Genomic DNA, 25,534 nt, shown 5'->3' on the forward strand with positions numbered 1-25,534 from the left:
CACGCTATGCCAGACATGCCGGGCCAGCGTCACTTCCGCAGATCAGTGTTGAAGTCCGTGATCGACAGGGAAGATCAACTCCCGTTGAAGGGAGGGGATCGTGCAGGCAGACCAAAGGCAGGGGCACGGAGGAGCGCTGCTCACCGTCCGGGTGGAGGCAGCTCTCACAGGGCCGGCCGAGCACCGGAGAAAGGTCCGCGCCTTGTTCGAGGAGATGGGCTGGGAAGTACTGGACGCTCAAGAGGAGGAGTACCCGGAGGTTCGCACCCCGGGCGGAGTCCTTCCGGGCGAGGCGGTCCGGAATTCGGTCTACGTGCTCGGCATCCCCGTCGGGCGTGATTCCGGTCGGCGACCCGAACGGTGGGCGATCCAGGAGGTCAAGGACCTCGCGGACGATGCCGAGCTTGATCTGCGGCCCGTGAGCGCGCGGATGCGGCGGAGGCAGCGCCGTCAGGAACCGCACTGGTTCGTTTGCGCCCCGCCCAGCGCGCACTCCAATTGGTGGCTGCGGTGGTTGTTCAATCTGGAGCGGCGCATGGGGTTGCACGACACCGGGACGGTGCTGTTCGGCTCGTTGGAGGAGGCCGAGCGGCACGCTGGTGAGGGTCGGGTGCGTCCCCCGTTTCCGCGTCGAGTGCGGGCACACGACGGAATGCGCCGGACAAGGGTGGGAGAAAGCCACGGGTGGGTGGTGAGGGCGACGGCGCTGAGTTGGGCCGCGGGTGTGCTCGGCATCCCGGCTGCTTCTGGGCCTTGGTGGCTGGCTCTGCCTGCGCTGGTGGCGTGGGCGCTGCTGAGTTGGTGGTGTGCGACCATCATGCTTCCGTTCGTCCGTCGACGTCGTGTCGTCCGTCGGCGCCGCACCAGTCCGCTCACGTCGGATGGCCGTCGCACGGCAGCTGGGGAGGGGGGTGATGCCCCGCGGGACGAGGACGCGGTGGTGGTCCACCGGCGCCGGCGCAGTCACGCATGGCTGGCGGCGCTGGCGACCAGCGGAGCGCTCTTCGCGGTCACGGCTTGGGTGACCTGGATCGCTGATCCGACTGCCGCTGTACGCCTGCACCTCCTCCTGGCAGGCGCGGTGTTCGTCACGGGCGGCATCCGACGCCTGGCCCGCGAGGGTAGCCGGAGACCGTTTCTGGTGGCGGTGTTCGTCGCTCTGCTGCCGGTGGCCGTTCCGGCACTTGGCGGGCTCAGCCCTGTGCTCTTCACCTTCTACGGTGCCGCGTTCCACGTCCGCGCGGAGGAGATGGACGTTGCGGAGGTGTGGCAGTTCCTGGCCTCGGTGTACGTGTTGGGGATCTCGGTAGCGCTGACGCTCTTCTTCCTGGCCTGCTGGGGCTACTTGCGGCTGCCCCTGTTCCGCCACCGTACGCTGCGCCTGTTCCACCCGATCGCCGCCTTGACCGGGGCCATGGCGCTCACGTTGGCGTGGGCGGTGACCGTACTGGACGGCGCCGGCGCGGCCGGTGATGATGCGGTACGGCAGTGGCGATCGGGCCGAGTACCTGATCACTACTACGGTGCCAATCCCCGACCGGTCTGCGTGACTCCGATCGGCTCCCTGGACGAACTGCCGTTGTACGGGCACCGACTGGATCCCAAGCAGGTGTACGGCACGTTCGGCGTGGTCGGTGGTCAGGTGACACTGTGGGACCCCGAATCGGGCGACGCCTTCCCAGTGCCCTCCGATGCGGTCCGGGTGCTCTCTGCAGGGGAGGGTGAACCAGGCGCCGCGATTCCCCGTGGTTGTCGTTCCTGAGTGGGTGACGATCTCGGTGAAGCCCAGCTCCATGTGCTTACGAGTATCGCGGTGCCGCATGCGCACCGCGGGCCTGCGCGTCCGCCGACTGACGGACGCAGCGGGGTGTGCACGGCCGCTGCCTGTTGCCTGCTTGGGAACGGCAGTCAGGGCGTGATTGCAAGCGTTCGTAGGGCTGCCGCGGAGGCGACCAGGCCCTGCCGCTCCAGTCTGGAGATCACGTCGTCCACTGTGCCGGGTGGCTTTCGCCAGCTGTCCGCGATTCTCTGCACCGCGCCGTAGACGACCTGTGGGGCCAGATCGATCTGTGCCTCCAGGAAGGCGTCCGGATGCAGAGCTTCGACGTCCCAGGGGGTCAGGGCATCGGTCGGGAAGTCCTTCAGGTTGAAGGTGACGATCGCCTGTGCTTTGGCCCGGATCGCCGCGGCCAGGACATGCCGGTCGTCCGGGTCTGGCAGTTCTACGGCGTCGATCAGTGGTTCGTGTCCCCTGACCAGGCAGTCTCGGATTGCAGCGTTCATCAAGGTGCGGACGCGGTCGAGCTTCTCGGGCGGGATGTCCGGGCAGTCCTTGAGGATGTTGCGGAAGGTCTCGTCGAGGATCTGATCGGTCCACTTGGCTTGGACGATGCCGCTCTGCGCGACGCGGATGAGGACGTCGCGCAGGGTGCTGGGGTACAGAACGTTGGCGTCGTAGATGGCGACGAAGGCCATGTGCTAGATCATTCCCATTTCCTGGCCGAGCTGGGTGAGCTCGTCGGCGGCTTCGCGGCGGCGCTGGTCGTCCTTGCGCTTGTACTCCAGCAGTGAGGACGCGGTGATCCGCCGGTGTGTGCCGACGGTTCGGTACTCGATTTCTCCGGCCTCGAGCAGCCCGATCAGGAACGGCCGCGACACGTTGAGCATGTCCGCTGCCTGCTGTGTGGTGAGCTCGGCGTCGGACGGGACGACCGAGACGGCGCGGCCAGCCCCCAGGTGGGCCAGCATGCCGGCGAGCAGTTCCACGGCCTCGCGGGGTAGGGCGAGGGGCTCGCGCTCTCCGTCCTCGACTGTCACGGTGATCTCTGCGAGGTCCTGGTGTGCCGCCAGGTAGCTGCGGACCTGTGCGAGCGCGTGAGCTGCAGCCGCGGCCTTCTCGGGAGGCAGTCGCACGGGCCGGATGTCCGTCTTGGTCATGGTGCGCCCCTGTCGGTGCGGGAGGCAGGCGTCGAGTCTGCGTGTACCCAGTATCCGAAACAATCGAAGTAAACGCAATAGATGAAACGAGGTGATGGTTCGGGAGACTCTCGAGCCCGCGGTACTCCGAACATCCGGCCCTCTTCGTCAAGGGAACGGCAAGCTGATGGCTTTAGCTCGAGTCTTGCCATGGCCCGTGCGCCAAAGGATCGGCCAGGCAGCGCAGTTGAGGAGAGGTAGGTCGCGGCCAAATGTGCCGAGGGGGAACCCCGGGCCCTCCGTGTGCCCTATCTCGAGCCGTGTCGGGGGTGCGAGGGGCGACAAAATGCCTGGACAACGAGTAGGCCCCAGGCTGCTGACCTGGGGCTTCAAGAAGAGCGGGTGACGAGAATCGAACTCGCGCTCTCAGCTTGGGAAGCTGCGATCATTTAACGTCGATCTGGGCTCTGACCTGGCCCAACGGCCGAGGCGTGGCGTCGTCGGGCCCGGCTGCTTTCACCGTGGTTCCCCGCTGTTCCCCGCTCGATCTGGTGCACGTGTGGTGCAGCGATGATTCGCGCACCACGGCCGCACCTTCTGATCCGTAGCCCTACAGTGACCGGTCGTCGGAGGCCATGCAGGCTGCAGTACAGCTCGTGAGAGTCAGTGAGGGACCCTGCCGGTTGCTGGGTTTGCTGTACGTTGCTGCTGAGCTTCGAGTATGCGCCGGGGGGCCGCGATGGATGAGCGTACGTACGCGATCATGGAAACGATGAGATCTGCGCAAGCGGACACGATGGTGCGAGCCGTCAAGAAGGCTGTCGACGACGAGCCCGGTATCTCCGGGCGTGAGGTCTTGGCCCTACTTGAAGAACTGGCCCACAAGGCTCAGGAGCGCGCCACTGAAGCGATGGCGGACAGTGAGCCCGATCGCGAAACATGCGCTAAGTGTGGGCAGCCTATTCAGACGGACTCCCGGGACCGGGAACGTTGGTTGCACAGCTCTGATCGAAGCCGGGGCTGCCGAGCAGCCACCTTCGACCGAGAGAACGGCTGGAACGACGACATCCCGAGGTCTTGGATGGCTACCCCCCGTCGGCGTCACTCCTGACGGGCAGGTAACTCTACGGCCCGGCGTCTCCGGCGGAGATGGAACAGACCCGCACGCTTTCCAACTGTGTTGGTAGTGGCTTGGCCTGTGTACAGGGGCGTTCACCTGCGTTCATGGGCGGTCAGCTGTGACAGTGGCACTCAGCTTCGGTTCCGTCTGAACGGCTGTGAACGGAGCTGAATGAGACGGAAACTGAGACGGGCGCTGGCACCGCCATGCGTGTTCCTGCAGGACCAGGGTGGGTGGTCATCCGTTGCCTGCTGAGGCTGCTTCACGCAGCAGTGTGCGGATGCGCTCGCGCACCAGATGCTGCGATGAGAGGTACATGCTCACAACAGATGCTTCGGCGGGAGGCGCATCGTCCCTGAGAGTCGCGGCGTACGGAGCAGTGGGCTCTACGTAGGCGACCTCTCCAAGCCCACGGCGGAGTGAATCCCACGACCGTCCGATCTCCCTCCACCGTTCTAGGCCCGTCTGCCTTGCCAAGGGAATGAACGGATTCACGTGCTGACCGATGTCGGTGAAGACAGACGAGAGCACCCTGACATCATCGGTGAGCAGGTTCCATGCGCGCACCAAGGTGCGGTTCTCGCCGGTCGGTCCGCCGCGGTGACGACCTACCGGGTGGACGGGCCGTACCTCTTCATTGAGAGCTGCAAGTGCTTGTGCGGCGAGCTTTGGGTACTCCTCCATTTCGGCTAGCTCTTGGTCCGGTGCTATAGGACCCGATGGCCCTGCGGTGTCCGCAGACGTGCCCGTGTCTCCGACTCGCGGGTCGATCCGGGGATCAATTGCAGCATCGGCCTCGGCCGAGGCACGGGTCAGCGCGATGTTTGCTCCGAGGGCCTCGACCTGCACGTCTCGGTCACGCAGCAGCATCCGGAGTTCACGCCGGAAGGCTATGGCAAGGGCGGCCAGTACGGATGGCCACACGAGGACCTTGACGTACTCAAGGGCGAGCTTCCAGTACTCCATGCTTCCCCTCCCGTTACTCGTGAGCATATGAGGTACAGCAGGATCGGCGGTGACTCGGCCAGCCACTTCGAGCCTGTCGGTGCTTTGCTGAGGTTGCAGGTCGTCGTGGCTACTTCGCGTGCCGCCGGCCGTGCTGAGGAGATGAGGAGACAGACACTGAGCTTGGGAAGCGACGGCGCTTGCGTGGGCTCCATGGCTCTGACCAGCACAGATACCTGGCCCTTGAGGTGGTCGTGTGGGCCGGATTGCACCGCCGTTGACCGTTGTTGTCCGCCCTTACGGGCACGCGGAGGGCACGGGATCTCGGAAGGGGGAGGCCAGCGCCGCTGAGGTGACAACTGTGCACGGGCCGCCCCCGTATGGAGATCAGCAGTTTGAAGCGGCGTTGCGGCTGCATACGCGTGGTCCCGGCAGGGTCATCACGGAGGCCAGATCAATCAGATGGTGGTCTTCAACGATCACCGCGCCGTATTCCACCACCCGGCGGATTCCTGTCCGTGCGGCGGCGGATCCGTCAGGCGGGGGTGGCGGGGCGTGGAGTCCTGTGGAAGACCTGACTGGTGTGCCAGGCGCGGTGATCGGCCGTGACAGGGTGTGCGCCCGACTGCGGGCCGACGAGCGGACGCCCCGCGAGCGCTATGACGTGCTCGCGGGCAGCGGGGCTGTGTCCGACGAAGCGAGACCAGTATGCGGTAGCCGTTGTCGACCCCGAGGACGCCCTTGTCGAAGAGATTGTGGTGCAGCGAGCACAGGCACAGCCCGTTGTCGACGTTGTCCGGGCCACCGAACGCCCACCAGCGCACGTGTGCGGCCTCCAGCCCGACCGGGAACCGTGCCGATCCTGCCGTCGTAGCCGCAGAAGGCGCACCGGTACTCGTAAGCGGTCAGCACCAACTCCCGCATGCGCCGGTCTCGCTGCCTTCGCACGGTCGAGAGCTGCTCGGTCTCCGTCTGCTCCAGTTCCAAGCCGATGGCTTCGCACGACTTCTCTCGCTCTGCGAGGGGCCCGAACAGATCGGCCCCCGCTTCGACCAGCGCTCCGGTGAGCCTCTTCACCCCCCGGCGACGCGGCCTGCCCGCCCTCATCGAGCTGACCACCGCCCGTGACGGCCAGTAGCGCTCCTGGGCGTCACCCTGGGGGCCTTCTCAGGGAAGCATCGAAGCGATGTATCATTCTCCGAGCTGTGCATCGAAGTGATGCATACACACCCCCCACGGTGAAGAGGTTCATGTCATGCCGGTGAGTCGAAGGAGCACGTTCAAGGCGGCGACCGCCCTCGCGGCGCTGGGCGCCTCCGCCGCCACCGCGAACGCGGCGGAGGGCAAGGCCGGTGGCGAGGCGATAGGGGCTGGGGTCGACTCCCTGGGGTTCGATCTCGGGATGCCCACGCCCGACAGGGCGGACAAGCTCTACGACGCGCTGGACTTCCAGCAGGCGGTGCTCTGTTACCTGTGGGCCATACCCACGGTCGGCATGGAGAGCGCCCGGCAGATGCTCGTCGACAACGCGGGCGCCCGCAGCGGCGATCTCGTGCTGGTCACGGGCTATCGCGAGGTCAGCGTGATGCTCGGCTCGAACGTGACGACCCCCTACGTCTTCGCCCACATCGATCTCGCGGACCGCCCTGTCGTCTTCGAGTATCCCGAAGGCGCCACCGCCGGGTCCCTGGTCGACTGGTGGGACCGCCCGCTCATCGATGTCGGCGCCTCGGCTCCCGATGCGGGGAAGGGTGCCGTTTTCATCCTCGTGGGACCTGGTCAGGAGGCGCCGAAAGACCTCCCGCGCGGCGCTCGGGTGCTGCGTTCGCGCACCCGGAAGGTACTGCTGTTCAGCCGGGGCCTGGACTCCGATCCACGGAAGGTCGAGGAGATCTTCGAGACCGCGAGGATCTACCCGTACGGCCAGAGCCCCGGCCAGGGGCGCACCCGCGTTCTTCGCTTCAAGCCCGAGGGCCGGCTCACGAGCATGAAACATCCCGAGGGTTTCGCCTACTGGCGGCGCCTCGTGAACGCGCTCGAGCAAGAACCGGTCGAGGACCGTGACCGTTTCTTCGCGGCGATGCTGAAGCAGCTCGGCATCGAGTCCGGCCGGACCTTCGAGCCGGACGCCAGGCAGCGGAAGATCCTGCAGAAGGCCGCCGTCGTCGGCGAAGAGACGGCGAAGGCCATCGCGTTCAACACGCGTATCCCCGGCATGCGTTACCGCGCCGACGCGCAGTGGGAGTACCTCATCCCGCCGTCGTTCTCGAACGAACAGGACGTGCCCGGCGGCACGCTGTTCGAGGAGCGGACGAAGTTCTTCTACGAAGTCACGGGCACGTCCGAGGCCGTACTGACCAGGACGCCCGGCGCGGGTTCCGCCTACCTCGTCGCCTATCACGACACGAACGGCGCGGCGTTCGACGGAGGGCGGTCCTACCGGCTTCGCGTACCGGCCGACGTGCCGGCCAAGTTGTTCTGGTCGATCACCCTCTACGACACCGACACGCGCGGCCTGATCCAGAACAGGCAGCAGATCGTGGACAAGTCCTCACACCAGAAGCTGCGGAAGAATCCCGACGGCACCATCGACATCGTCATGAGCCCGACCGCACCCGCCGGCCTGGAGAAGAACTGGATTCCCACCACGCCGGGGAGGTCCTGGTACGCCTACTTCCGGCTCTTCGGCCCCCTGGAGCCGTACTTCGACCGCTCCTGGGGCCTGCCGGACATTCAGGCGACCACGTCCTGATCTTCCGCTCGCCCTGGCTCAGGAGTGCAGGAATGTGCCCAGGAGGGCGAGCAGTGCGCACAGCCCGAGGTTGACCACCCGGTAGTGCGGGAAGATCGCGGCGAACTCGCGGATGGTCGCGCTGGGCCAGAAGTAGGCGGCGGTGGGCGAGCCGATGACCTTGCCGTTCACGCCGGTGCGACGAGCAGCGTGGGGGCGCTGCCGCCGGCCAGCTCGGCGAGCAGGGCCACGGTCAGGAGGACGAGGGCCAGGCCGAGGAGGACGGCGTTGCTGAAGCGACGTGGGTCGTGCCGCAGCCGGGCGACGAAGAGGAAGAAGATCAGGCCAGCGGGGATCGCGAGCATGAGGGACGGCATACGTTCGCCTCGGCTTCCGTGGTGAGTGGGGGTGGTGGGCGGGGTGCCGCTGCGGGGGTGCGGCGGCGGCCGTTCATTCGGCGCGCGGGCCCGCCTGCTCCGTGACCGTCCGCAGCAGTGGCCGACTGAGCGCGCTCGCCGCGATCAGTCCCCCGACGCCGAGGCCGAAGCACCCGGCGAGCAGGGCGATGCCGCCCATGTCGAGGGAGGACGAGCCGCCGAGGATGGTGAGCGGGGCGGCGGTGAAGATGCCGGTGAGGACGGCACCGCCGGCCAGTACGGCCACGGGGACGAGGGTCTCCTCGCGGCGGGCCGCGTCCAGAACCCGCAGCGGGGTGCCGGCGAGCCGGAGCAGGCCGTAGGTGCGGCGGCGGTCCAGGACCGAGGAGGCGGCGGTGATGGTCGACGCAAAAGGATCGCGTACGACTACACGGTGACGGCCGACTGGTTTCAGGGGCGTGGCTGCTCGGCGACCCGGTCGAGCCATTCGCCGATGAGCATGTTGAACAGGTCCGGCTGTTCGATCTGTAGGTTGTGGCCGGCCACGTCGAGGACCGCGTACGTGGCTCGCGGGTAGTGCGGCAGCAGGGCGAACTGGTCGAGGTAGCCGACCATGTGGTCTTGGCGTCCGGCCAGGATCAGCGTCGGGCGGGTGAAGGGCTCGCCGTCCTCGGGGGCGTCGGTGAGCGTCCAGTTCTGCCGGATGCGTGCCATGGCGTCGGTGTCGGCCACGTCCAGCCCGGCGAGGACCTCCTCACGGGTGCGTCGCAGGGTTTGTGGGGTCTGGACGACGGCGAGGTCCGTGAACTGCTCCGCGGTCCGTTCGTCGAGCGTGGCGATGAGGTCGGGGTCGGCGCGCAGAACGTGTGGGGGAGGCAGGCGGCGGTCGGTGTGTTCGACGGCCGTACCGATGGGGCAGATCAGGGCGAGGCCGAGCACCTGCTCGGGCCGGGCGCGTGCGAGACCGCGGGCGAGGTAGCCGCCGTAGGACTCGCCGACGAGCAGGAACGGCTCGTCCCCGATGTGGTCATCCACGAAGTCCTGTACGGCGGCGAATATGTCGTCGGTACCGGCGATCTCCGCCGGTGCCGGGGACTTGCCCATCGCCGGCAGGTCCGGATACAGCCGTCGGTACCCGGGGCGGTCGGCGAACGTCGGCTCCAGGCAGCCCAGCATCAGACGGTGGTCGGGGGTCCACCCGTGCACCGCCAGCACCGGCGTGCCCTCGCCGCGCTCCACGAAGTTCAACGCCACCTGCGTACGCCGCGACATCTGTGGTCCTTCCTCATCCTGTTCGTACGACAAGCAGTCAGATCTGCTGCTTCCCCGCCGACTGCTGGGGGATGTCGCTGTCCTGGTCGCCGTCCAGTACCCCGTGGAGCCAGGCGCATTCGGCGCGGGTGATCGCGCGGGCAGTGAGCAGCATGCCGCGGCGGTAGGGGTCGGCGACCTCCTCCGCGCGCAGCGGACGGTCGTCGTCGTAGAAGAAGCTCGAAGGCGTCTCCAGGAACTCCAGCCGTCGGCGCAGCACCGCGTGCTGCTCCTCCTTGTCGGGGAGCAGGGACAGGAACGCCAGGATGGTGAAGAACCGGGTGAAGTCGGTGATTTCGTGCTGGGCGGGATTGCGCAGGCGCTGCAGCAGCTCGGCGCGGCCGGCGTCGGTCAGGGTCAGCACGTATCGCTGGGCGGCGGCCGTGCCCGGTTCGGTGTGGCGGGTGAGCAGGCCGCGGTTCACCAGGCGCTTGATCGCCGGGTAGAGGCTGCCCTCGCTGACCGGACGCGTGTAGCCGGACAGCCGGTCGACCCGGCGGCGCAGCTCATAGCCGTGCAGCGGGGCCTCCGCGAGATGACCCAGGATCGCAAGCTCCAACACGCCCCCATAGTCGCACAGCCACGGCGATGCAGCGGAACAAGGTACCGCGTTTCGATGTGTGATGGGTGTGTTCTGGCGGCGACCCGCTTGGGTGGCCAGATCGCGTCAAACCGGAACTTCCGCGGGTCGCTGATCCAACCGTGTCCGCCGAACCCCACACAGGAGGACAACCACCATGAGCAGCCCCGCACTGGACGTCGCCCTCGCCTACTGCAAGGCGTGGTCGAACAAGAACCTCGACTGGCTGACGTGCTATCAGAAAGCACCATGGGATGCACCCCCTGATGGCTCATTCGTGCGACTTGGGGCACGCAGAGGGCGCGCCGCCCTCGAATTGGACTAGATAACAAACAAACCCCAGGCCGCTGACCTGACCCTATGAGGGCCGGGCCCCCTTCCCTGCTCAGCCCGGTGATTCCTATCGTCCGGGTATGCACGAGCTCAGGAAGGAGGCCCTCAATGTCTGTCTACGTCGGTATCGACGTGCACCGCAAGCGGTCGCAGATTGCGGTGGTCGAGGACGATGGCGCGGTGCGGGTGAACCGGAACGTGCCCAATGGGGTGGAGCCGGTGCTGTCGGTGATCGGGGATCTTCCGATCGGTGCGCCGGTCGCCTTCGAGGCCGCCTACGGCTGGGGCTGGCTGGTGGAGCTGCTGGAGGACTACGGCTTCGAGCCGCACCTGGTGCACCCGCTGCGGTGCAAGGCCATCGCCTCCGCCCGGCTGAAGAACGACAAGGTGGACGCGGCGACCCTCGCGCAGCTGCTGCGCGCGGATCTGCTGCCGGAGGCATGGATCGCCCCGCTGGGCGTGCGGCAGCAGCGGGCCCTGGTGCGGCACCGCTGCCAGCTGGTCCGTCTGCGCACGCTGCTGCGCAACCGCGTCCACGCCGTCCTGGCGGATTACGGCTGCGACCGCCCGGGCAGCTATTTCACCTCCCCGGGACGGGCCTGGCTGGAGGGCCTTGATCTGCCGGACGCCTCGCGCCGCGTGGTCGACGACCTCCTCGGTCTGATCGACGCCCTCAAAGAACCCATCGACGCTCTCGATGAACAACTGGTCGCGCACGCGCGCGGTGATCCGCGGGTCAAAGCCCTCACCCAGCTGCCCGGCGTGGGCACGCTCACCGCCCTGATCATCGCAGCCGAGATCGGCGACGTCACCCGCTTCCCCTCCGCCCGCAAGCTCGCTGCCTGGGCCGGGCTCACCCCCACCGTCCGCAGCTCCGACCTCACCGTCCGGCACGGTCACATCTCCAAGCAGGGCTCGCCCTGGCTGCGGTGGATCTTGTGCGAGGCAGCCCAGACCGCGAAACGTTCACCGGACTTCGCCGCTACTTACCAGCGCCTCGCCCACCGCCGCGGCAAGAAGATCGCCACCACCGCGATCGCCCGCCGCCTGCTGGCCCGCGCCTACCACCTCCTGCGCGCCGTCCCAGCCCCACACGACCGGCAGGGGGCCCGATGACACTGACCGACAACAACCGCCAGGGGCGGCCGAAGACACCGGGTGAGCTCGTAAAACCCCATGAGACGGCCTCGCGGCCGCGCTCGATGACCTGACTGAGCAGCCCGGATCCCCGAACCACGGTCATGGCGCCGGCCTGTCCAGCCGGACGCCGAATGGGTGGATGCGAGACCACTCCGCCGGCCACAAGAGCATCGGGGACGTCAACGACCGCAGCCCTGAACATCCGTGACGCTTCCTCGGCGTCCGAGCCGGAGGCCGACGAGCGGCGGTCGGGACCGCGAGGAAGCTCCACAAGGAAAACGCCCCGGCATCCAACCGAAAGGCCGCAGGCGGTGGCCGTCTACGACCCTTGACAGGCCCGGCCCTCATGGGTGGGGTTTCTCTCTGGAGCGGGTGACGAGAATCGAACTCGCGCTCTCAGCTTGGGAAGCTACGGCGCTTGGGCGGCTGTACAGCTGCTGACCTGTGTGGATTCATCGTGCCGACGCCGTTGCCGGGCTTCGGTCGCACCGCTGTTGACCGTAGTTGTCCGCTCTTACGGGCACGCTATGGGCACGGGTGCTGCCAGCAGCCGGGCCATACGTCCGCGTGCCGCTTGCGCCGACGGACTGCTCGCCTGTCGGCCTGATCGGGAGTTTCCGTCACGACTGCACATGCCGGGATCCGACACTCAGACGTGGCGCCGTGAATGTTGGTGACGTATTCTTCTATGTACATCATCAACATTGTGTGGGAGGTGCGGTATGTCTGTGACCCAGATCGACATCGACGACGACGCCCTGGAACGCGCCATGGCTCTGTCCAAGGTCAGGACCAAGAAGGAGGCGGTCAACCTCGCTCTGCACTTCTACGCCGAGCAGCAGGAGCGTGCGGCGCGCATCAGCCGTCACTTCGAGCGTGCGCGTGAGTGGGGTGCCGTCGAGGATGCCGAACGGCTGCACCGGGCGGAGAAGCACAGCCGGTGATCTACTTGCTCGACACGTCCGGCCTGGTCCGGCTGCTCCGCGATCCCAAACTGCAATCGGGCTGGTACGACGCAATCGATGCCGGAGCCGTCGCCTCCTGCTACGTGCAGCGCACCGAGTTCCTCCACAGTGCTCGGAACGGACGCGAGTACGACGAGATCGTCGAGATGTTCACGGACCTCTATCCCGACGTGTCGGTGCCGAAGAACGCGGGGCGCTGGATTGGCGCGGTGCAACACCGTATGGCCCAGGCAGGGGAGCACCGCAGTGCCTCGGCGGTGGACCTCGTCATCGCCGCCACCGCGGCCCACCACGGCCTGGCTGTCCTCCACGACGATGCCGACTACCGTGCCATTGCCCGGCACGCATCCGACCTGGTCGAGCACAACGTCCACGACATCGCCTGAGGCGGTTTGTCGCCCGACAGGTTTTGGATGGCGGCGTTCTGCGAACACACGACCTCTGTTCCGTGGCGGGTTGACCAGCGGCCTTGACTCCCGTAGAATCTAGGATCATTTTTGGTGACCTGAGAGAAGGGGCACTGATCGCTTGTTGCCCCGGGGTGCTTCAGCACGCCGGAGGCGATGGACGAGGCACTCTCAGGATTGGGTTCCAGGCGAACCAGTCGAGAACCTCGGCGCCCAGTTCCCAGGGGGCGTTCAGCAGCGCCCTTTCCGTCGTCTCCAGGTCCGAGGCGACCGTGTCCGGTGCCGGGCCGATGCGCTGCATCACATCGCTGCGCTTACGGAAGAACTCCTCGTCCTCGCCGCGCAGGCGACGGATCGCCGCTTCCACACAGGCAGGCCACCTCGGCATGCCGAAGTGGTCGTCGTGCGTGCCGAGTTGAGGGGCAACGATGAAGATCAGGAAGTCGTCGTGCGGCAGCTGTTCCTCGAAGTGCATGAGTGTGTCGATGCGTCTCTTGACGATGATCCGGGCCCGCCAGGTGGGTAGGTTGTCGTGTCGGCCACCCCGCGAGTGTCGTGACGCAGTCGGCCTCCGTGGAGTGGAAAGAGCGACGGAGTCCCCTGCCGTTGACGTCCCAAGACGGACGCGTCGTTCACCGTCACCAGGTCCACGGCGCCCCACCTGGCTATCCGATCCGGCCGTGGCCGACTTGCGCCCTTCTCGCGCTGTCTCGGGCTGCTCAGACTTCCGTACACGGACCTGTGGGGGAGGGGCTTCGATCATGGCTAGGCGTGGACGGGGTGCGGCTGCTCGCCGCAGGCGGGCGGCGCGACTGAAGTCGGTCGCGGTCGGCGGTGGCGTGGCGTTGGTTCTGCTGGTGGTGTTCTGGTCGGTGGTGTGGCCGTACGTCACGGGGGCTTTGGTCCTCGGCGGTGTCGCAGCGACAGGGTGGTGGCTGTGGCGTACGGACCGGCTCGTACGTGGGCGGGACCGTGTCTGGCGGCAGGAAGAGGCGGTGAGGAACGGTCACCGGACACTCGCCGAGGTCGACGCGATGACCGGTACCGAGTTCGAGGAACTGGTCGCAAGTCTCTGCCGACGGGACGGGTGCACCGAGGTCCGGCGGGTGGGCGGTGCGAACGACAACGGCGCCGATGTCGTGGGGCGGCTTCCGGACGGCCGGAGCGTGGTGATCCAGTGCAAGCGCTACACGCCGACCAGCACGATCGCGAGCCGTGAACTACGCGATCTGCTGGGTGCCAAGGTGCACTTCGGGGCGGACCTGGCCGTGTTCGTCACCACCACGCGGTTCAGCCGCCCCTCTGAGGAGTTTGCGGTGCAGCACGGAATCCTCGCCGTGCACCGGGACCACCTCGGGCTGTGGAACAACGGGGCCTCCCTGCTGGCTCTGAGTGAGGTGAACGGCCAGGGGCAGGGCGACTCCCGTCACCGAGTGCGCTGGAAGCGGGCGTACGGGAAGTGATCCCGGCCCCTTCGGAGAACGAGGCCGGTTCACGCGCCTACAGAATCGGGCTAGCCGCCTCGCAGCCACCACACCAGCAGACTCACCACCCCCGAACCGGCAGCACCAGCGGCGCCGAGAGCCGCCTGACGGGTGAGACGGCGCCAGAAGGAAGCCCGGGCGGCACGCGGCCGCTTGGCGTCGTCGGTCATGGTCATGGTTTTTCCTCTCGCTCACGATCGGCGCGTGCGCCCTGGGACCGATCGTGGCCCATCGTCGACAGGAGGCGAGTGCCGAAGACGGTTGCGGGTGTTGCCGTTCGCAGTGGCAGCACTTGTGAGTGTTGCCGTCCCAGATGGCAACGCCTCTTTGTCTTAAGGGGAGTTGGAATGCCGCAATACTGGCGGGATGTACGACGGACAGGTGCGCACCCCTGGTGAGGCGGCTGTGGCCGCCCCAGCTCGGCCGGTAAATCTGGCCCCGCTGAAGGACGGCTTGGCCACGGAGAAGCGGGCGTTGGCTGAGGACCTGCGCCGGATCTTTCTCGTGCTCGGGATCAGCGTGCGGCGCTATGCGGCACGCCGGTTCCTCAACCCGAGTTCCGTGACCCGCTACCTCAACGGTGAGCGGGTCCCGCCGTGGGAATTCGTCGCAGGCGTCATCGCGGACGTCCAGGAGGCCCAGGCTCCCCTTACCCCCGAGGCGGAGGCGGCCCTGCGGGATCTGCACCGGGCGGCACTGAAGAGCAACCAGCACAGCAGCGAGGTGCAGGCACTGCAGGACAAGCTGGCCGAAGCCGACGAGGAGACCCGGCGCATCACGACTCGGCAGAGGGCTCTGGAGGAGGCGCTGCTGGACCGGGAGGGCCGTCTGGCGAAGGTGCGGGGTCGGTGCCGGAACCTGGAGACGCAGCTGGAAGAACAGCGTCTCGCTCACCGGGGCGAAGTAGAGCTGTGGCAGGGCGAGTATGCGCGGCTGCAGGAAGAAAGCGGCGACCTGCAGGAGCAGGTCATCTACTTGCAGGAGGCACTGGCGGTCACTCGCGCCGAACTGATCGCTGCCGAGGATCGGTGCCACCGGTTGGAGACCAGGCTCGAAACCCTCCAGGAGCTGGGCGGGGATGGGCAGGAGGACGATGGACCTCCCTCGATCATGGTGATGCTGGAGGAGGCCGACCGCAGGTCCTCGGTGCCCGAGCTGGTGAGGGCCGTGGGGGACCTGGAGTTGCGTACTCGGAAGGCCATGGCAAGTGAGCTGGTGAGGTCGGCCAGCCAGTCGCGCACCATCGAGGAGGTGGCGGGTCTCCTGTCCGCGCTGCGGCAGGCAGGGTTCGACGCGCACGCTCAGACTGCGTTGCCCGCCATGGTGATGGTGCGCTCGGTCGACGACACCAGCGCCTTGGCCCGGGAACTGTTCCGAGAGGGCCTCGAAGAATACGTACTGATCCTGGTGCAGGCGTCGGTGAAGTTTCACCAGCCTGAGGATGTGGCCGACTTCGCCCTCGCGCTGCACCGGGCCGGGCTCCCCCAGCATGCCGAGGGCCTTCTGGGAGCCGCAGCCGTGGTCCGTCCGGTCCCCGACTTGGTGTCTGTGACCCTCACGCTGAGGAGCGGCGAACTCGACGACTCGGTGGTCGCCGCTATGGCCGCCGCTGCCGCTCAGCGATCGGTGTCTGACCTGGTAACGCTGAGCATCACGCTGCGTGACGTGGGCCTGGCCCGGTACGCCGATGCCCTCCAACTGGCGGCGGCAGCCGGACGGTCCGCGTCGGACGTGGCCGAGTTCATTCGCTCGCTGACCCGCCACGGGCTGGAGCAGGATGCCGAGACTGTCTTCGCCCAGACCCAGAACCGCAGCGTCGGGCATCTGATCCCGCTCGTCCAAACCCTCCGGGACAACCGAGCCTGGTTGGTGGTGTCCCGGGCCGCGGAGTGCCGTCCCGTCGATGATGTCGCCGTCCTGATCAGCGAGCTCCATATGACAGGACGCCATCAGTTCGCGGCGAACCTGCTGGTTCTGATCGTGCGGATGAGACCGGTGGGCCAGATCGCGAAGCTGCTGGAAAATCTGGGCGGTATGGCTCCGGGCCCAGAGGCGATCATGCGGACGGCGGCCAGGGTCCTCACGCCCGCTGAGGCCGCCGCACTGCTCACCTGGCTGGAGCACCACGGACTGTCCCAGCCTGCCGAGGTCATCTTCCGTTGTACGGTGCACGACGAACTCGTCGGACAGGCGGGCCTCTTCCTCGCGGCCCTCGCCGGATCCGGATCGCGCTACGCCAGCCAGGAGGTCCTGTGCCGGTATGCCGGCGACATGGAGGTGGCGACCCTGGCATCCCTGATGCTGGCCCTCGAATCAGCCTCGCTCATTGGTCATCTCGACGCAGTCATCCACGACAGGTACGTCGATTGCCCGGTCCTCAATGTCGTCCTGCTGGCCAAGCGGCTCGACTCGGCCGGCGGGGTCGGGCTGCGAGTCGAACGCGTGCTGCGACGGGTCGTGGACCACATGGTCCGCGCGCGTTCTCTCGCCGATCAGGCGGCCCTGGTTGGCGCCCTGCAGTCGGCCGGACTGGGCACGATTGCTGAAAGACTCACTACCGAGGCCCTCAAGGCGTACGGACGACGGTTCAAGGAACAGCTGACGCGAGAGCAGACCAAACACGAGCAGAAGGTCATGTCCCGGGCCTTCTGGCTCCCGGACCCCACTCGTCCCCGCCGCCGGAGCAGGCCCACCTAGGCGAGGGCGCCCGCCACCGGCAGATCGCTCGTCCCTGCTGTTTGGGCGGCACTCGGGGGCGATGTCGCGGGTTGCCCCTGTGGCCCCCGCGAACGCCAGGCGAACATCTGTCCACCAGGCGCCGACGCTACGGCGAAAGCGCCCGGCGCACGCGCCCCGGCTCCATACGGTGTGCGGACACACGTATGGCACGTGCGGCGAGCGAGGGTGCGGGGGCGGACTCGTGGAATGGCTGAACGCCGAGAACCTGGTGGCGGTGGGCACGGCGGTACTCGGCCTCGCGGCGTCCGTCGCCGTCGTCTGGTACGAGCGCCGGGTTCCGCGCCGCAAACGCATCGGCTTCCGCGTCCAGATGGACACCCCGATCGGAAGCGACGCTCGCAACGGCGGACGGCCCAACGTACGGTTCGGCCTGTTCGACGAGTTCTCCGACCTGTCCGACGCCACCCTCGTCCTGCTGCGCATCGAGAACGACGGCTCCGTGGGCATCGCCGGCGAGGACTACACCAGCCGTGAACGACACGGTCTCACCGCCGTCTTCGCCGACCGCACCATCCGGGGCATCGCTGTCACCCAGCCCTTGGACGCCGTCCATCTGATGGAGCACTTCACCCCGGTCGCGGGCCTGCGCCACGACGGCGGCACCTTGTACCTGCCGAAGGTTCCCCTCAACAAGGGCCAGCATTTCAAGGTGCTGGCGCTACTGACCGGTGGCGGGGTCGGCTGTGACGTCAGGGTGATCGGCGGGATCCGGGACGGCGAGGTGAAGCCCAACCGGGGGATGACCGCCGACGACAAGCCGCCTCTCTTCAGCCGCCCGGCCCGACTGATCACGGTTCTGTTCACCGCGTGCGTCATCACCCTCGCGTCCATAATCGTCATACGCAACGACGACGTACCCCCGCCCCCGCCCATCGGCTGCGCCAAGGGAACCCTGACCGTCACCGGATCCACCGCCTTCGCCCCGGCTGCGGAGAAACTTGGCGAAAGTTACGAGAAGGCATGCCCCGGCTCGGACATCAAGGTGGAGCCGCACGGCAGTACCGCCGGGATCCGGGCACTGGACACGGCGGGCGCCGAGGCGGCCTCGTCCGGAGGCTCCCCGTCCGTCATCGCCTTCTCCGACGGCCGCAAGCCGAACGGCTACCCCGAACTCCGGGAGAACCCCGTCGCGGTCTCCGTCTTCACCCTGGTGGTGAACGACCGGGTCACGGTGAGGGATCTGAGCCTGGACGAGGTGCGGAAGATCTACCGGGGCGAGATCCGCAACTGGCAGGACGTGGACGGCCCGAACATGCCCATCCTCCTGGTCAGCCGCGACGCCAATTCGGGTACCCGTGAGGTCTTCCAGCGGCAGGTTCTGGAGAGCAACGAGCCCGCCAACTCCTCCCGCGACTGCCGTACCAAGGACGACACCAACGCCACGGTCATCCGCTGCGAACTCGACAGCACAGCACAGGTGCTGAGCACGGTGGCCCGCCTGTCCGGCGCGATCGGTTACAGCGAACCGCGTTCCGCCGCCGCCACGAAGGGCCGGCACTCGCTGAGCATCGACGGGCAGACGGCATCCATCGAAACCCTCGGCACCAGCGACTACCCCTATCGGGAGATCGAGTACGCCTACACCTACGGCCGCCCGCCAGCCGACTCTCTCTCCGTGAGCTTCATCAACTACGTGACTCGCGGCGCCGGGCAGGACGTCGTACGCGACCAGGGGCACTTCCCGTGTCTCAGCCCGGAGGGCCTGCGGCTCTGCGGCGGGCGGTGACCCGTCGGCGTATCACCCGCAGAGAAGCTCCCGGGGTGGAGTTCCCGGGGGCTTCGGGTACGAGGCGCGTGGCCGCGAGCCCTACAGCTCGTCGAACTTGTAGGACGCCCACACCCACTGGCGGTCGCGGATCTCGGCGATGAGGACCAGGTCGTCTTCGTTGTTGGCGGCCTGCTTGCGCAGCGCGCCAAGTCTGGCCATCAGCTCAATGTGGAAGTTGGGCGGTAGGGGAGGCTGGCCGTGCTGCTTGCCGTCCTGCCAGTCAGCCACCACGACGGTCTCCTGCGACGCCTTGTCCGCCACCACCACCCGGGTACCGATGGTTGTGCTGACATCCGTGATGGCGTCCGCGCGGATCAGTCTGGCCGTCTTCTCGCCTTTGTGTGCTTTGTCGCTCTGCCTCAGGATCCAGACGTTCGCCACGCTTCCCTCCCGGTGGCCTGGTGATCGTGGCGCTCTCGGTCGACAGGCGGCAGAGGGCAGCCGGTCTTCTGACGCCAGAGCCGCGGGAGCGCGCCGTGGCTTCCCACGACCGGCCAGACCGGCCAGACCGGCCGGTCCGGACCTAGGCCATCGAGGACTCTGCGGGCCGGACCGGCGCGGTTGTCGGCGGTACTAGTTCTTCCATACCGCGACCACGGACGGCCGCGGGATGCTGCCCGGTCCGTCGGGCCACACGGACCCCGGCTTCTCGGCCGTCGCGCCATCGGTCTCGCCCGGGTGCTGGGGTGCGACCAGGATGCGGTCCTCGGTGATGATCGGGCCGCAGCACTCGGCGCCCTTGGGCACGGTCAGGAACTGCTGCACGTGCCCGCGCTCGGTGCCCTTGACCGGCACCGCGAACAGGCCGTCGTTGGTGCCGAGGGCGTTGCCGTCGGTGGCGATCCACAGGTTGCCGTGGGCGTCGAAGGCGACGTTGTCGGGGCAGGAGACGGGGCTGACCTGGTTCTTGTCGAAGCCGGCGAAGTACGTCGAGGGGTCGTCGGGGTCGCCGCACACCAGCATCAGGCGCCAGGCGAAGGACTTCGAGGCCGCGTCGCCCCGGCGCTCCTCCAGCTCCAGGATGTGGCCGTGCTTGTTGCCGGTGCGGGGGTTGGCCTCGTCGGGGCCGGCCTTGCCGGTGGCGCCGCGGTCCTTGTTGTTGGTGAGGGCGACGTACACGCGGCCGGTGTACGGGTGGGGCTCGACGTCCTCGGGGCGGTCCATCTTCGTGGCGCCCACCTTGTCGGCGGCCAGGCGCGTGAAGACGTACACCTCCTCCGCCGTCATGCCCGGCACGTGCGAAACCGAGCCCGACGCGAGCGGGATCCACTCACCGCCGCCGTCGAACTCCCCATCGCTCGGCAGCTTTCCGGTGCCGTCGATCTCGGCGGCCGGGCTGTCGCCGGTGAACTTCGCGACGTACAGGGTGCCTTCGTCGAGCAGGCGCATGTTGTGCTCGCGGGTGGCGCGGCTGGTGCCCTTCTTGTACGCGTGCTTGGAGACGTACTTGTAGAGGTAGTCGAAGCGTTCGTCGTCGCCCATATAGAGGGCGACGCGGCCGTCGGCGGTCAGGCGGGGCTCGGCGGCCTCGTGCTTGAAGCGGCCCAGCGCCGTGCGTTTGCGGGGAGTCGAGGTCGGGTCGTACGGGTCGATCTCCACCACCCAGCCGTGCCGGTTCGGCTCGTTGAGCTCCTTGCCGATGTCGAAGCGGTCGTCGAAGAGCTCCCACTTGCGCTCGCTGGCCCCGGCGGGCAGGCCGTAGCGGGCCAGGCGGGCCTTGGCGACGGGGTCGGTGACCGCGGCGGCGTTCGCGAAGTACTGGTTGAAGTTCTCCTCGCCGGAGAGCACCGTGCCCCACGGGGTGATGCCGCCGCCGCAGTTGTTGAGCGTGCCCAGGACGCGACGGCCCGTCGGGTCGGCGGTGGTCTTGAGCAGGTCGCTGCCCGCGGCCGGTCCGGTGAAGGCGAACGGGGTGGTGGCGGTGATCCGGCGGTTGAGGACGTCGCCGACGACCGGCCACAGGCGGCCGGAGCGGCCGTCTTCCCGTACGACGAGGACGGTCAGCCCGTGCGCGGCCCAGGCGATCTCGGCCTGCTCGCGGGTCGGGTTGGCCGGGTCGTACCCGAAGTGCATGATCTGTTCGCTGGTGTACTCGTGGTTCACCACGAGCACCTTCTGCCCCCGCCGGTGCGGTATGTCGAGCAGGGCCATGTAGTCGGCGTTGTATCCGAACTGCTTCGCCTGGGCCTTGGCGCTCTGCTTGCGTGCGTCGAAGCGGGGAGCGCCGGCGAGGACCGGGTCGCCCCAGCGGATGACGACCTGCTGGGCGTAGCCGTCGGGGACGGTCAGGGCGTCGGCGGTGTTCGGCGCGACGGGCTCGAAGTCCAGGCCGCGCGGCGGGCGCCATCCGGAAGCGGGCGCGGCCGCCGCGGTGGGGGAGGAGGTCGCGAGTGTGGCGCCGCCGGCGGCCAGTGCCAGTACGGCGCCGCCTTTCAGCGCGCCTCTGCGGGACAGGGCTCGCTGCACGATGTCACCGAAGTACGGGTTGAGCGAGCGGTTGGGCGCGTCGTGGGAGCAGGCGTCGCCGCACCGGTACCGGCAGGTCAGGGCAGACCGCGCGGTGTTGTGGGCGGCGGGCAGCAGGGGCAGGTCGGCGGGGCGGCCGGTACGGGCGCCGGGCTGATCGGGCACTTTTCCTCCACGCATTCGGGGACGAGCGCGATGCCACCGGTGTATAGGTGGGTGTCGATGCATGACGCTAGGCGCGCTCTGTGCGCGTAGAGGCGGCCGAACGGTGAACTCCCGTCGAACTCTGACCTCGTTCTCCCCTCCCGGCTCAGCGAGTTGGCCCTCTGCTTCCGAAGCGCCTCCCGTCATTTAAAACAAGATCGATCTATATAGATGAATGACTATAGTTCATGCAAGATGGGCTACCCGTACACCGTCCGTTCATATAGTCGGACTTCGATCCAGGTGTCCGAACGGAGCGCCCAGCGCACCGGTCCACCGCCGGAGCACCCGGCAGACACGAGGATCGAGAGACGTGAACATTTCCACTTCGTTGCGCCGGGCCAAGGCTCCCCTGGCTCTGACGGCTGCTGTGATGCTGGCTGCGAGCGCGTGTGGCGGCGGTGACGCCGGCTCGGGCGGCAGTGGCGATGAGCTGTCGGGCACGGTCAAGGTCGACGGCTCCAGCACCGTCGCCCCGCTGACCAGTGCCGCCTCGGAGTTCTACGCCGAGGAGCAGCCGAAGGTGCGGGTCACCGTCGCCACCTCGGGTACCGGTGGTGGTTTCAAGAAGTTCTGCGTCGGCGAGACCGACATCTCCGACGCCTCCCGTCCGATCAAGGACGAGGAGATCAAGACCTGCGAAGAGAACAGCATCAAGTACGAGCAGTTCGCCATCGCCAACGACGGTCTGTCCGTCGTGGTCAGCAAGGACAACGACTGGGCGGACTGCCTCACCGTCGCGCAGCTCAAGAAGATCTGGGAGCCCGGCTCGAAGGTGAACAACTGGAACCAGGTCGACCCCAAGTTCCCCGACGAGCCGCTGAAGCTGTTCGGGGCGGGCACCGACTCCGGCACCTTCGACTACTTCACCGACGCCATCAACGGTGAGGAGGGCGCCTCGCGCACCGACTACAGCGGCAGCGAGGACGACAACGTCACCGTGACCGGTGTGTCCGGGACCAAGGGCGGACTGGGCTACTTCGGCTTCTCCTACTTCGAGGAGAACGCGGACAAGCTGAAGCTCGTCCAGATCGACGGTGGCGACGGCTGCGTCACCCCGAGCGTGGAGACGGTGCAGGACGGCTCGTACAAGCCGCTGAGCCGGGAGCTGTTCATCTACCCCTCGGCCAAGGCGCTGGAGCGGCCCGAGGTGGTCGACTTCGTCGAGTACTACGTCGAGAACAACAAGAAGATCGCCGAGGACGCCAAGTTCATCCCGCTCAACGCCGAGCAGGAGAAGGAGCTTCAGACAGCCCTGGACAAGCTGAAGGCAGCCACCAAGTGAGCGGCTCCGCTCCTCAGTCCGCTGCGGGGGCCGGTGTTCGGTCCCTGCGGCGGACTCGTCCGCGTTACGGCGAAGCCGTGATCAAGGGGCTGCTGCTGACCGCCGCCCTGGTCTCGGTGGCCACCACAGTGGGGATCGTCATCTCGCTGATCCCCCCGGCCGTGGACTTCTTCCGGACGGTCAGCCTGTCCGAGTTCTTCACCGGCACGGAGTGGACGCCGCTGTTCGCCGACAAGCACTTCGGCGTGCTCCCGCTGGTGGCCGCCACCCTGGTGATCACCGGCATCGCCCTGATCATCGCCGTGCCCGTCGGCCTCGGTGCGGCGATCTACCTCAGCGAGTACGCCAACCCGACTCTCCGTAAGTGGCTCAAGCCCAGCCTGGAGGTCCTCGCCGGGATCCCCACCGTGGTCTACGGCTTCTTCGCGCTGGCCTTCATCACGCCCTTGCTGAAGGACATCTTTCCCAGCGGCTGGACGCCCGACGTCCGCAACGGCCTGGCGGCGGGTCTGGTGATGGGCGTGATGATCGTGCCGACCATCGCCTCGCTCACCGAGGACGCGCTGTCCGCGGTGCCGCACGCTCTGCGCGAGGGTGCCTTCGCGCTCGGCTCGGGCAAGCGCACGGTCTCCGTCCGCGTAGTCGTCCCCGCCGCCCTGTCCGGCATCGTCGCCGCCTGCGTTCTCGGTATCTCCCGGGCCGTCGGCGAGACCATGATCGTGCTCATCGCGGCGGGCGTGAGCTCCGAGTTCACCATCCGGCCACTGGGCGAGATGGAGACCATGACCGCGTTCATCGCGCGTGCCGCCTCCGGCGACGTGCCGGTGGGCTCGATCTCGTACAACACCATCTTCGCCGTGGGCGCGCTGCTGTTCCTGGCGACCTTCGTGATGAACCTGATCAGCATCCGGCTGGTGCGCAAGTACCGGGAGGTGTACGAATGACCGCCCCCGTCCTGGACAAGCCGTCAGCGGCGCCCGGCCGCGGAACCCTGGCCGGGCCCCGGTTCCGGCCGGGCGAGAGCCTGTTCCGCTGGCTGCTGCTCGCCTGCCTCGCCGTCGGCATCATCTTCCTGATCTCGCTGCTGACCTACGTCCTCGTCGAGGCGTGGCCGCGCCTGGACTCCCGGCTGTGGAACAACTTCCCCTCCATCCGCCGCCCGGAGAACGCCGGCGCCCAGTCCGCGATCTACGGCACGATCTGGGTCATCTCCTTCACCGCCCTGTTCTGCCTGCCCACCGGCATCATGGCGGCGATCTACCTGGAGGAGTACGCCGACCCCAACCGCTGGTACAACCGGCTGATCGAGCTCAACATCCAGAACCTCGCCGCGGTCCCGTCGATCATCTACGGCATCCTCGGACTCGGCCTGCTGGCCCGCCAGTTCGGGCTGGGCACCACGGTCCTCACCGCCGCGCTGACGCTGTCCCTGCTGGTGCTCCCGGTCGTGATCATCGCTTCGCGGGAGGCGATCCGGGCCGTACCGCAGTCCATCCGGCACGCATCCCTCGCCCTGGGCGCCACCCAGTGGCAGACCATCTGGCGCCAGGTGCTGCCCGCCGCGGTGCCGGGCATGGCCACCGGGTCGATCCTCGCGCTGTCCCGGGCGATCGGTGAGGCGGCGCCCGTGATCATGCTCGGCGCGGTCACCTTCGTCATGTTCAACCCCGAGGGTCTGCAGAGCTCGTACACCGTGCTCCCGGTCCAGATCTACAACTGGATCAGCCAGTCCCGCGAGGAGTTCCACCACCTGGCCGCCGCAGCGATCATCCTGCTGCTCGGGATCCTGCTGGTGATGAACGCCGCCGCGATCTGGCTCCGCAACCGCTACAGCCGCCGGTGGTGACCGCCGTGGACGACACAACCAGCTCCCCCGAGACTCCAGTTACCGCTGTGCAGGAGACCGCCATGTCCTCTTCCGACGACGCCGTACGCGGCGGCACCAAGGCCCCGCAGGTCAACTATCGCGAGGCGCCGTCCCTGGCCAGCCCGGTCTTCGAGGTCGGCGGCCTGTCGGTGTTCTACGGCGACCACGAGGCCGTCCGCGACGTCAACATGACCATCGGCGACCGGCAGATCACCGCGATGATCGGCCCGTCCGGCTGCGGCAAGTCCACCGTGCTGCGCTGCTTCAACCGGATGAACGACCTCATCCCGACCGCGCGCGTGGCCGGCAAGATCCACTACCACACCGAGGACCTGTACGGCCGGGACGTCGACCCCATAGAGGTGCGCCGGCGGATCGGCATGGTCTTCCAGAAGCCCAACCCGTTCCCCAAGTCGATCTACGACAACATCGCGTACGGGCCCCGGGTGGGCGGCTTCAAGGGCAACCTCGACGACCTGGTCGAAGAGACGCTCACCCACGCGGCCCTCTGGGACGAGGTCAAGGACAAGCTCAAGACCTCCGCCCTGGCACTGTCCGGCGGTCAGCAGCAGCGGCTGTGCATCGCCCGCACCATCGCGGTCAAGCCCGAGGTGATCCTGATGGACGAGCCCTGCTCGGCCCTGGACCCGATCGCCACCGCCAAGATCGAGGACCTGATGGAGCACCTCTCCCAGGAGTTCACGATCGTCATCGTCACGCACAACATGCAGCAGGCCGCGCGCGTTTCGCACCGTACGGCCTTCTTCACCGCGGACGTCGACGACAAGGGCGTACGCCACGGCCGCCTCGTCGAGTACGACGAGACCGAGCGCATCTTCTCCAACCCCTCCGACCAGCGCACCGAGGACTACATCTCCGGCCGCTTCGGCTGATGA

General features: G+C 67.6%; 23 protein-coding genes and 2 pseudogenes. 12 read left to right on the forward strand and 13 right to left on the reverse strand.

Annotation, left to right across the window (positions count from 1 at the left end; translation table 11 throughout):
• Positions 1-100: 100 nt before the first annotated feature.
• On the forward strand, positions 101-1,762 hold the full coding sequence (locus tag Q4V64_RS27835; protein ID WP_124440515.1) for a hypothetical protein: 1,662 nt from the start codon (positions 101-103) through the stop codon (positions 1,760-1,762).
• Between the two features lie 146 nt (positions 1,763-1,908).
• Here the strand turns inward: Q4V64_RS27835 and Q4V64_RS27840 are convergent, their stop codons facing one another.
• The 4 genes and pseudogenes from Q4V64_RS27840 to Q4V64_RS55285 form a co-directional block, all read right to left on the reverse strand.
• Positions 1,909-2,475 (reverse strand): PIN domain-containing protein, encoded by a 567-nt coding sequence (locus Q4V64_RS27840; RefSeq protein WP_124440514.1) that lies wholly within the window; start codon positions 2,473-2,475, stop codon positions 1,909-1,911.
• A gap of 3 nt (positions 2,476-2,478) precedes the next feature.
• On the reverse strand, positions 2,479-2,937 hold the full coding sequence (locus Q4V64_RS27845) for a helix-turn-helix domain-containing protein (protein ID WP_124440513.1): 459 nt from the start codon (positions 2,935-2,937) through the stop codon (positions 2,479-2,481).
• A 1,336-nt stretch (positions 2,938-4,273) separates the two neighbouring features.
• Positions 4,274-5,002, reverse strand: a complete 729-nt coding sequence (locus Q4V64_RS27850; RefSeq protein ID WP_124440512.1) for a hypothetical protein — start codon at positions 5,000-5,002, stop codon at positions 4,274-4,276.
• Between the two features lie 514 nt (positions 5,003-5,516).
• A pseudogene (locus Q4V64_RS55285) lies at positions 5,517-5,983 on the reverse strand (HNH endonuclease); the annotation flags it as partial.
• A 259-nt stretch (positions 5,984-6,242) separates the two neighbouring features.
• Between Q4V64_RS55285 and Q4V64_RS27855 the strand changes: the two are divergent.
• Entirely contained in the window at positions 6,243-7,733 is a 1,491-nt protein-coding gene (locus Q4V64_RS27855) for a DUF1254 domain-containing protein (RefSeq protein ID WP_303712062.1), read from the forward strand.
• 18 nt (positions 7,734-7,751) lie between these two features.
• Here the strand turns inward: Q4V64_RS27855 and Q4V64_RS27860 are convergent.
• From Q4V64_RS27860 to Q4V64_RS27880, 5 genes and pseudogenes are all read right to left on the reverse strand, one after another.
• Positions 7,752-7,919 (reverse strand): annotated as a pseudogene (locus Q4V64_RS27860) (YdcF family protein); the annotation flags it as partial.
• Positions 7,901-8,077, reverse strand: coding sequence for a hypothetical protein (locus tag Q4V64_RS27865; protein WP_172629221.1), 177 nt, complete (start codon positions 8,075-8,077; stop codon positions 7,901-7,903). The pseudogene Q4V64_RS27860 and the gene Q4V64_RS27865, both read right to left, overlap by 19 nt.
• An 85-nt stretch (positions 8,078-8,162) precedes the next feature.
• Positions 8,163-8,576 carry a hypothetical protein gene (locus Q4V64_RS27870; RefSeq protein ID WP_124440510.1) on the reverse strand — a complete coding sequence of 138 codons (414 nt, stop codon included), beginning with the start codon at positions 8,574-8,576 and terminating at the stop codon, positions 8,163-8,165.
• On the reverse strand, positions 8,540-9,361 hold the full coding sequence (locus Q4V64_RS27875) for an alpha/beta hydrolase (protein ID WP_124440509.1): 822 nt from the start codon (positions 9,359-9,361) through the stop codon (positions 8,540-8,542). The genes Q4V64_RS27870 and Q4V64_RS27875 overlap by 37 nt, the downstream gene beginning before the upstream one ends.
• Before the next feature lie 37 nt (positions 9,362-9,398).
• Positions 9,399-9,962, reverse strand: coding sequence for a PadR family transcriptional regulator (locus Q4V64_RS27880; RefSeq protein ID WP_124440508.1), 564 nt, complete (start codon positions 9,960-9,962; stop codon positions 9,399-9,401).
• A gap of 459 nt (positions 9,963-10,421) precedes the next feature.
• Between Q4V64_RS27880 and Q4V64_RS27885 the strand changes: the two genes are divergently transcribed.
• The 3 genes from Q4V64_RS27885 (at position 10,422) to Q4V64_RS27895 (ending at position 12,804) form a co-directional block, all read left to right on the forward strand.
• Positions 10,422-11,429, forward strand: a complete 1,008-nt coding sequence (locus Q4V64_RS27885; protein WP_124445744.1) for an IS110 family transposase — start codon at positions 10,422-10,424, stop codon at positions 11,427-11,429.
• Positions 11,430-12,175: 746 nt separating this feature from the next.
• A complete protein-coding gene (locus tag Q4V64_RS27890) occupies positions 12,176-12,397 on the forward strand; it encodes a type II toxin-antitoxin system VapB family antitoxin (RefSeq protein WP_172629543.1) in 222 nt (73 codons plus the stop codon).
• A complete protein-coding gene (locus Q4V64_RS27895) occupies positions 12,394-12,804 on the forward strand; it encodes a PIN domain-containing protein (RefSeq protein ID WP_124444653.1) in 411 nt (136 codons plus the stop codon). The genes Q4V64_RS27890 and Q4V64_RS27895 overlap by 4 nt, the downstream gene beginning before the upstream one ends.
• 160 nt (positions 12,805-12,964) lie before the next feature.
• Here Q4V64_RS27895 and Q4V64_RS27900 read toward each other — a convergent pair whose 3' ends face one another.
• Positions 12,965-13,300 carry a hypothetical protein gene (locus Q4V64_RS27900; protein WP_253267409.1) on the reverse strand — a complete coding sequence of 112 codons (336 nt, stop codon included), beginning with the start codon at positions 13,298-13,300 and terminating at the stop codon, positions 12,965-12,967.
• 286 nt (positions 13,301-13,586) lie between these two features.
• Between Q4V64_RS27900 and Q4V64_RS27905 the strand changes: the two genes are divergently transcribed.
• A complete protein-coding gene (locus Q4V64_RS27905; RefSeq protein ID WP_124444652.1) occupies positions 13,587-14,288 on the forward strand; it encodes a restriction endonuclease in 702 nt (233 codons plus the stop codon).
• Positions 14,289-14,338: 50 nt separating this feature from the next.
• On the opposite strand, the gene Q4V64_RS27910 is transcribed toward Q4V64_RS27905, so the two are convergent.
• Complete coding sequence (locus tag Q4V64_RS27910) at positions 14,339-14,485, reverse strand: hypothetical protein (RefSeq protein WP_172629542.1); 147 nt, start codon at positions 14,483-14,485, stop codon at positions 14,339-14,341.
• Positions 14,486-14,675: 190 nt separating this feature from the next.
• On the opposite strand from Q4V64_RS27910, the gene Q4V64_RS27915 reads away from it, so the two are divergent.
• Together Q4V64_RS27915 and Q4V64_RS27920 are read left to right on the forward strand one after the other, a co-directional pair.
• Positions 14,676-17,006 carry an ATP/GTP-binding protein gene (locus Q4V64_RS27915; protein WP_124444651.1) on the forward strand — a complete coding sequence of 777 codons (2,331 nt, stop codon included), beginning with the start codon at positions 14,676-14,678 and terminating at the stop codon, positions 17,004-17,006.
• 223 nt (positions 17,007-17,229) lie between these two features.
• Entirely contained in the window at positions 17,230-18,774 is a 1,545-nt protein-coding gene (locus Q4V64_RS27920; protein WP_124444650.1) for a substrate-binding domain-containing protein, read from the forward strand.
• A gap of 81 nt (positions 18,775-18,855) precedes the next feature.
• Here Q4V64_RS27920 and Q4V64_RS27925 read toward each other — a convergent pair whose 3' ends face one another.
• Together Q4V64_RS27925 and Q4V64_RS27930 are read right to left on the reverse strand one after the other, a co-directional pair.
• Complete coding sequence (locus tag Q4V64_RS27925) at positions 18,856-19,197, reverse strand: hypothetical protein (protein ID WP_124444649.1); 342 nt, start codon at positions 19,195-19,197, stop codon at positions 18,856-18,858.
• Positions 19,198-19,389: 192 nt separating this feature from the next.
• A complete protein-coding gene (locus Q4V64_RS27930) occupies positions 19,390-21,447 on the reverse strand; it encodes a PhoX family phosphatase (RefSeq protein WP_253267408.1) in 2,058 nt (685 codons plus the stop codon).
• Positions 21,448-21,799: 352 nt separating this feature from the next.
• Here Q4V64_RS27930 and Q4V64_RS27935 point away from each other — a divergent pair, with 352 nt between their 5' ends.
• The 4 genes from Q4V64_RS27935 to pstB all read left to right on the forward strand — a co-directional run bounded on the left by Q4V64_RS27935 (position 21,800) and on the right by pstB (position 25,531).
• Positions 21,800-22,771: a PstS family phosphate ABC transporter substrate-binding protein gene (locus Q4V64_RS27935; RefSeq protein WP_253267407.1), complete on the forward strand. Its 972-nt coding sequence runs from the start codon at positions 21,800-21,802 to the stop codon at positions 22,769-22,771.
• A 77-nt stretch (positions 22,772-22,848) separates the two neighbouring features.
• Complete coding sequence (gene pstC / locus Q4V64_RS27940) at positions 22,849-23,715, forward strand: phosphate ABC transporter permease subunit PstC (protein ID WP_253267406.1); 867 nt, start codon at positions 22,849-22,851, stop codon at positions 23,713-23,715.
• Positions 23,712-24,617, forward strand: coding sequence for a phosphate ABC transporter permease PstA (gene pstA / locus Q4V64_RS27945; RefSeq protein WP_124444645.1), 906 nt, complete (start codon positions 23,712-23,714; stop codon positions 24,615-24,617). Before pstC ends, pstA begins: the two co-directional genes overlap by 4 nt.
• Before the next feature lie 62 nt (positions 24,618-24,679).
• Positions 24,680-25,531 carry a phosphate ABC transporter ATP-binding protein PstB gene (gene pstB / locus Q4V64_RS27950; protein WP_124444644.1) on the forward strand — a complete coding sequence of 284 codons (852 nt, stop codon included), beginning with the start codon at positions 24,680-24,682 and terminating at the stop codon, positions 25,529-25,531.
• Positions 25,532-25,534 lie beyond the last annotated feature (3 nt).

The sequence above is a fragment of the Streptomyces sp. NL15-2K genome (assembly GCF_030551255.1).
Classification (GTDB): Bacteria; Actinomycetota; Actinomycetes; order Streptomycetales; family Streptomycetaceae; genus Streptomyces.